We start from the raw sequence: 7,293 nt of genomic DNA on the forward strand, positions 1-7,293 counted from the left end.
GTGCACTTGTCATCGGACAAGCAGCCGTGCAAGCAGGCATTATCTCGGCACCCTTGGTCATTGTTGTGGCTACAACTGGTATTTCGTCGTTTGCTTTTCCACGCTATAACTTGGGAACAGCCTATCGAATGCTACGCTTCCCTATGCTGCTAATGGCGGGGATGCTAGGGCTGTATGGTGTTGCTATTTGCACTATTGCGATTATGATCCATCTAACCAACATTCGTTCTTTTGGTATTCCTTATCTAAGCCCGGTTGCACCTCAGATTCCTCGTGATTTGAAGGACATTTTAATCCGAACTCCTCGGTGGAACATGACCCGCCGCCCTTTATTGGTATCTGGTAAGGATAAAATGCGTATGCCAGATGGACAAAAACCAGGACCGAAACGAGGGAGAGAGACAGAATGATCCTGCACAAGGTACTTTGTATGATACTGGTCGTTTTTTTATTTTTTTTAACAGGCTGTTGGGATCGGACGGAGTTAAACGATCTAGCAATAGAATTGGGCTTGGGACTTGATCAAGCGAAAAATAACGAGCTTGAAATAAGCGCTCAATTTATCATACCTTCAAAGATGGGAATCGGACAGAGTGGGAGTAGTAATTCAGGAGAACCGTTTTTTATAGAGTCAGGAACTGGAAAGAACACACTTGAAGCTGTACAAATGATACAAAAAAAATTGTCAAGAGAAGTCTTTCGAGGGCACCATCGTGTGATTGTTATTGGAGAACAATTGGCTAGAAACGGTCTAGCTGATGTATTAGATAACTATAGCCGTGATCCTGATATAAGATTACGAGCAGATGCGATCGTAGTAAAGGGGAGTACTGCAAAACAGTTTCTGGAATCATCCACTCCTTTAGAAAATATCCCAGCAATTGGGGCACAAAAAGTACATGCACAAACAGGTGGATTGGGAGACAGGTCTTTAGTAAATTTTCTTATTGCTGGTTCGAGTGACGGAATCACCCCTATCTTACCCGTTCTTCAAATGATCCCTAGTTCTAATAAACAAGAACAACCGGGTACCAAAGGATTTCAAATTGAAGGTGGAGCGATTTTTAATAAAGACCTTAAATTGGTAGGATTTTTAAATAATCAGGAAGAGTCGACATCGCTCTGGGTGGCTAATCGTTTAAGTAAACTGACTATTACGGAAACTATCCAAAAAGGAAGTGAAAATGCTAGTTTATATTTGACGAAAATCGGCAGTAAAATAAAACCCAGTATTCGCGGGAAAACCATCAAGTGTGACATTGTTCTTTCTGGTGAAGGAACTATTCAAGAGAACAATACGAATTTAGATCTTACACAGCCTAAAAATCTTACTCTTTTAGAACATGCATTGGAAAAAAAGGCCGAAAAACAAGCTCTCCAAACCATCCAAAAGGTTCAAGAACAATACGGAACCGATATCTTTGGCTTGGGAGAAGCTATTCATCAAAAGTATCCATCCAAATGGAAAGGACTAAAGAAAAATTGGGCCAAACCGTTTCGAAAAGTACAGGTCTCTGTCCATGCAAATCTGACCATTCGGCGAGTAGGTCTGACCGGACCATCGTTGCAAGTAAAGAAAAATGAAATAAAAAAATAAGGAGGTGTATGGGTTGTGAGAGTTTCAATGAAAATCTCTGGCACGCAAATCTTTTGGATGATGTTCACTTTGGAAGTGGGACAAACAATTCTTCTAATCATCCCATCAACGATCCGTACTGTCAAACAAGATGCATGGATCTCGATAGTGATTGCAGGGCTTGTTGGGATTGCCCTTACTTTTCTGGCAACCAAACTCGGTTCGCTTTATCCGAAACAAACTATGATTGAATTTAGTCAAACCATTCTCGGTAAATGGCTAGGAAAGCTGATGGTGATTCCCTACTTACTTGTATGGTACTGGATTAATGGGATAACCGTCCGTGAATTTGGTGATTTCATTATTACCGCGTTGTTTCATAATACACCTTTGTGGGTCATTGTATTTACTGCCATGTTACTGGTTATTTTTATCATTTACCAGGGTGGGGTGGAAGGCATTGGACGCTTAAGTGAAATCGTTGGGCCCATGGTGCTTTTAATGATAACGTTTGTAATCATTTTGAATCTTGGAAATATGAATTGGCATAATATGCTACCCATTTATCAAGATTCTGGATTGCTTCCAATCCTGAAAGGTTCCTATACCCCTGTAGCCGCTTTTTTTGGAGAGTCTGTCATGATGACAATGTTCGTCTTCTTTATGGACAAACCGGACAAAGCGTCATCAAGGGCGATGTGGGGAGTAGGACTGGCCGTTTTGATGGTAACGATCGGAACATTAGCGGTGATTTTAACATTCGGTCCGAATTTGCCTTCAAGATTTTTGTATCCGGTTTACGATTTGAGCCGGTTCATATCCGTCATGGAATTCATTCAAAATGTGGATATTCTGATTGTAATTATTTGGTTTTTCAGTATTTTTGTAAAACTGGCATTATATATGTTTCTCGCTTGTTATGGAACAGCACAAATGTTACACCTGAAGGATTGGCGAAAAGTAGCATGGTTTCTTGCTCCTATTTCGTTTATCATGGCTGTGTCGATTAAAAATATCCAGATATTTACCCATTATTATTACATGTTTTTCGTAATTCCAATTGCATTTCCGGTCTATGAGTTAGGGATTCCCTTGCTGTTGTTGGTGGTTGGCAAGATCCGAAGAAAAATTGCTTAACCCAATTTGTAGCTTGATTCAATGGAACTGTGAAAGGGTTTAATAAATGAAATTCTAATTCTTATAGATGGTAGTATGATAAGATGAATAATTTATTCAACTAACGGGTGCTTGAGTTAAAGACCAAAGCTGTCATTTAGGCAGCTTTTCTTGTGTCACTAACGTAAGCAGTTTAGTTGAAGAAAGATTTAGAATACAATGGAGAGAGATGATTATTTCTTATAGAATCTGTTTGGTAATTAAAAGTTGGAATGAGGTTAATTATGATTAAAGATTATGGTATGGTACAAATCTATTGTGACCCATTAGATAATTTGATTTTCATAACAATGGGCGATTCTCAAAAATATGGCGGCATAGCTACGGAAATCGATGTAATTTCTAAACTTAATTTTCCCTACAATGATGAGGAGTTGGAAGAAACATTATTAAGGTCTTTGGAATTATGCCACTCGAAAGAACCAGATGAGGAAAAAAAACAGACATACATTGAAAGAGAACTTGGAATAAGAGGTTATGGAAGAGCAACAAAAAATCTAAAAATAATCATATTATATTGGACAAAAGAGAATGGATTTCAGATAGAACCCCACGAAAGAATCCCACGCCGAGGATATGTCATATTGGAGGAACAGATTATTCCATTAGGGAAGAAAATAGTGTCTGGTCAATTAGCAGAGGCAGTTAAAAAGGCAATTAGTGTAGCCAAAATATGAATACATAATAAAAAATCGTTAAAAATAAATCACATTCCATAACCACAGAAGGTTCTATAATTAATAAGGCTTGTTCAACTAACGGGTGCTTGAGTTCAAGAGGGAGTTGCTGCGGCACCCCTTTTTCTCCTATTTGACTAACGTGGCAGGCTTGTTTAATAAGGATTAAAATGGAGGGCATATATGAAAAGAAAATCTATTCATGAGTTAGAACTAGGTGATTTTGATGTTCATCCAGTTTGGAAAACCGTTGAATTTGATGCAGATGAACTGGATGAACTAGTAGAACCTTTCGAAATTGATAAAGATGTTAGTGACTTTCAAGAGGATTATTGGGTGAGGATAAAAGGCGTTTTGAATGATGGGTCACAGTTATATGGAATTGGTCAAATCAATATTGAAGAGGGGAATATTTTTTCGAGATCCTTTTTTGTAAAAGAAGATTGGGAAGTTCTACATCTCCCACCAGCACCTGACTTTGTATTAGAGGTAACAGGTCCTATTCCATTTGCTTCAAAATTATCAAAGGAAATAAATTGTGTATTTCCAATGAAAGTTTTACCTGATTTGCCAAAAGATATTATTCATAAAGACATAGTTAATATCATCGAGACCTAAATTCCTTATTGAAGTAACGGGTGCGTTTATTCAAGAACAGCTGCCATTTCAGGCGGCTTTTTCTTTTTGAACTAAAGCTGCATTTTAATGGAATAAGGAATTTTACCAAAACTAGGTTAATAACATTAAGGATAATCATATGGGAATAAAATTTGTTGGAGTTATGATTATAAGGATTTTAGCTTTAGATTGGAATCCTTTTTAAATTATTATTTCTTCCTTTTTTGAAGTGTATTAGCAGTATAATAGTATTGGTATTTCTAAGATATTTACAAAAAGGGGATAATTCATGAAGAAATTAACCTACATATTTATGGCGTTTTTATTAGTTTTCCTTGCAGCCTGTTCATCAAATGAAACAACTGGCAAAGTGGAAAATGCTGAAACAAAAATAGAAGGGAAAAAAAAGGAACAGGGTGTAGCTAAGGTTAAAGAAAAGGCAGAAAAAACGAAAAGTGAAAGCGGAGTCAGTCCAAGCGTTCCTGCCACTAGTACACCAACGATAACAAGTGTTAATGGTGACTTTGACTACAATAAATATACACTAATTGTAGTAGATGGTGGAGATATGTCAGGTTCTAGAAAGCCGAATGTAAGAGTTGATGTCGGGTATGGCGACAGGGAATATTGGGCTTTTACAAATGAATACGGACAGCTAATTCGTGTTGAAGCAAAAAATATAATACTCCAAAATCCAAATACTGAACATGTTTTATCGTCTGGGAGATACTATTCTGATGAAGCAAAGGTTCCTGGTACAGAGAGTCAAGAATTAGATGAAGGGCATGTGATTGCTGACTCACTTGGGGGAGTATCTAACTCATATAACATTACACCTCAAGACAGCATTCTCAATAGGCACGGCGATCAAGCCTATATGGAAAAAGTGATTCGAGATGCAGGAGGTTGTACAGATTTCGTAGCAGTGATTAAATATCCAAATACTCAGACGCAAATTCCTAACCATTATAAATACACATATAAATTACAGGGAAGATCCATTACAGATGAATTTGACAATGTAAACCCAGATGAAGTGAACAAAAATTTAGGGGAAACGACAGGTACGAGCAGTACCCCACCGAAAACAGACAATGTACCAACAAACGAAACGGTAATTAGTAATGAAGATGTTAGTAAGGTGGATACCAATCATAATGGAAGTGTTACGATCGCTGAAGCCAAAGCTGCTGGCTTTAAAATGCCAATTACGCGTGATTCATGGCTCTATAAATATATGGACGATCGGGATGGTGATGGACTAGTAGGTGAGTAAACAAATCGGCTATATTCACATATAACACAAAAATGAAGAAAGGCTGCTACTTTTGGCGGCTTTTTCTTGTTGTACTAAAGGGGCAGGTTGGTGAAAGAAGGATTATAGGGTAAATTAACAGAACCGAATTAAAGCTATTAAGCCTTATCAAAGACATTTTGCCCATTTTAAAAGGCCGTTTTATCTTCGATAACCCAGCAATTTACATATCGAAGACACTTCGGCCTTGTCTTGGGGTTGTTTTGTCTTTAATGACCGCGGGGAGAGAGTTTTTCAGCAGTCTCGAACCGTCCCTATGCTTCATTATTGTATGATGACATCAAAGCTTGTCCGCATCCGGATCGAACCAATGAGTCCATCGGAAATTAGCAGTAGGGTCATCACGCGTCAATCCTTTTGTATTGTTTAAAAAGGAACTCTTTTCCAAATCGGAGGAATCAAAAACCATAGCAGAAGCTGGAAGGGTCAGCCAATGCTTCAAACCGACGGAAAATTTCACAAAATGTGAATGATCTAGACCAAGATGTTTGCGCCAAAGCGCGATTCGAAGGTCACGGGCGAACCTTCCTCCTGCAGCACGTTCAAGAATTTCTTCCGTAATACCGGCCATAATCTCAGTATCGTAAGTGTACCCACGATCGTCACAGTTTGCAGACCCAACAGCCACGTACTGGTCGTCGACAATCCAGAGCTTCGAGTGTACAAACTCTCCGCACCAAGGTCTACGGCCCGAATCCGTTGTTGGTTTCAAACTGAACATACGCCACTTTTTGCGTCCTGGGTCGACTTTCGCAAAGTCGGTGCGAAATTCGTTGCGAACTCCAATCAGGTAAGGAAATTCCCCCGTACCATCGTCCTTCTCGAAAGCCTTTGAGTTTCCCATAAGGATAAGGAGGAATTTGAAATTTGGCTCCTTTAACTTTTCAACCAGCAAATCCTTCACACGGCGACTGACGAGGTATTGATCTTCGATATAAATGAACTCTTTTGCATTAATGATTCCATTTTTGACAAGCTGCCAAGCAGATTGGTCGGGGTTTTTAAACCGATAAGAGTTCCCCGGATTGAACTTAGCCAGGTTGGGAAAGGTTCGGCCAATCGAAACAAGCATTCCTCTAGGTTTGACTTTTCCTCCTGGTACTGTGCATGTGTCCATAACCTCCGATTTGGATCCTGCGACTCTTATAAAATCCTGCCTAACATCATCTGGATTCATTTGAAATTTGGCACTATCCAGCGCGGGCGTTGACGGATGATCCATCCAGCGGTCCCGAAAGATGCTTAGGGCCTCCGCTGCTGATGGACCGTTTAAACGAACATGTACATCGTGTAATGGCATATTCCCAAACACGTTGATCCGTGTTGTGTTCACATCCATCCCACCAAGGAATGCGACAAGACCACAGTCCCCACTGACAACAATTAGTTTCTGGTGGTGACTGTTAGGTAACCTATTAGGTAAATTCCCCTCAATTAATTTAGCGTCCTCGAGGGCTGCACCGTTTGGCAGACTGTTGATGAAGTCTGCTATCTCTTTGTTGTTGCCTTCCTTTTTGTTGTCGGGATCCAGGAACTTAAATGGATAATTCCAAAATAAACCCCGGACTTGTGCTTTCGTATTTTTCAAATAATCTTGAAGAAGTGTGTTCGCCGGCGGGTCACCAACAAGTGGATTCTTCATAGGCGTTTTCGGTTCATACCACCAGCCGACTAGATATATTCGATGGTCGGATGATTTGGCTGTGGCCAGAGCTTTAGCAATATCATCGAAAGCACAGCGGCCATAGATATAGGGCACGACTACATTACCTGCCGAAGGTCTGGGTGCACCGTCAAACCATTTCATTGTATTTTCAGTTAGACGCTTCCACTTCATTCCTTCGTTAGGCCATCCCAAATCGATTCCCTGAGTTGGAAGTTTTGCAATCTCTTCAGCATCCGTACTACAACTGTTCGTAAATGGCTCCCCC

General features: G+C 39.7%; 7 protein-coding genes. 6 read left to right on the forward strand and 1 reads right to left on the reverse strand.

The features are described from left to right. The 6 genes from V7137_RS16820 to V7137_RS16845 all read left to right on the forward strand — a co-directional run. The coding region (locus tag V7137_RS16820) for a spore germination protein (RefSeq protein WP_335699151.1) at positions 1-410 on the forward strand (410 nt) is incomplete at its 5' end. Continuing rightward, positions 407-1,597: a Ger(x)C family spore germination protein gene (locus tag V7137_RS16825; protein WP_335699152.1), complete on the forward strand. Its 1,191-nt coding sequence runs from the start codon at positions 407-409 to the stop codon at positions 1,595-1,597. The genes V7137_RS16820 and V7137_RS16825, both read left to right, overlap by 4 nt. A gap of 27 nt (positions 1,598-1,624) precedes the next feature. Further along, a complete protein-coding gene (locus V7137_RS16830; RefSeq protein WP_335699159.1) occupies positions 1,625-2,713 on the forward strand; it encodes a GerAB/ArcD/ProY family transporter in 1,089 nt (362 codons plus the stop codon). Between the two features lie 263 nt (positions 2,714-2,976). Further along, positions 2,977-3,429 carry a hypothetical protein gene (locus V7137_RS16835; protein WP_335699153.1) on the forward strand — a complete coding sequence of 151 codons (453 nt, stop codon included), beginning with the start codon at positions 2,977-2,979 and terminating at the stop codon, positions 3,427-3,429. Positions 3,430-3,612: 183 nt separating this feature from the next. Further along, positions 3,613-4,047, forward strand: a complete 435-nt coding sequence (locus V7137_RS16840) for a hypothetical protein (RefSeq protein WP_335699154.1) — start codon at positions 3,613-3,615, stop codon at positions 4,045-4,047. Between the two features lie 289 nt (positions 4,048-4,336). Next, positions 4,337-5,323: a DNA/RNA non-specific endonuclease gene (locus tag V7137_RS16845; protein WP_335699155.1), complete on the forward strand. Its 987-nt coding sequence runs from the start codon at positions 4,337-4,339 to the stop codon at positions 5,321-5,323. A 319-nt stretch (positions 5,324-5,642) separates the two neighbouring features. Here V7137_RS16845 and V7137_RS16850 read toward each other — a convergent pair. Beyond that, a partial coding sequence (locus tag V7137_RS16850; protein ID WP_335699156.1) for a phospholipase D family protein occupies positions 5,643-7,293 on the reverse strand: 1,651 nt, incomplete at its 5' end.

This window comes from Neobacillus drentensis (assembly GCF_036962765.1).
Taxonomy (GTDB): Bacteria; Bacillota; Bacilli; order Bacillales; family Cytobacillaceae; genus Neobacillus; species Neobacillus drentensis_C.

Excerpts from the sequence above, each read along its gene's own strand:
- V7137_RS16825 (WP_335699152.1), top strand. The coding sequence starts at position 407 with ATGATCCTGCACAAGGTACTTTGTATGATACTGGTCGTTTTTTTATTT.
- V7137_RS16830 (WP_335699159.1), top strand. The coding sequence starts at position 1,625 with ATGAAAATCTCTGGCACGCAAATCTTTTGGATGATGTTCACTTTGGAA.
- V7137_RS16835 (WP_335699153.1), top strand. The coding sequence starts at position 2,977 with ATGATTAAAGATTATGGTATGGTACAAATCTATTGTGACCCATTAGAT.
- V7137_RS16840 (WP_335699154.1), top strand. The coding sequence starts at position 3,613 with ATGAAAAGAAAATCTATTCATGAGTTAGAACTAGGTGATTTTGATGTT.
- V7137_RS16845 (WP_335699155.1), top strand. The coding sequence starts at position 4,337 with ATGAAGAAATTAACCTACATATTTATGGCGTTTTTATTAGTTTTCCTT.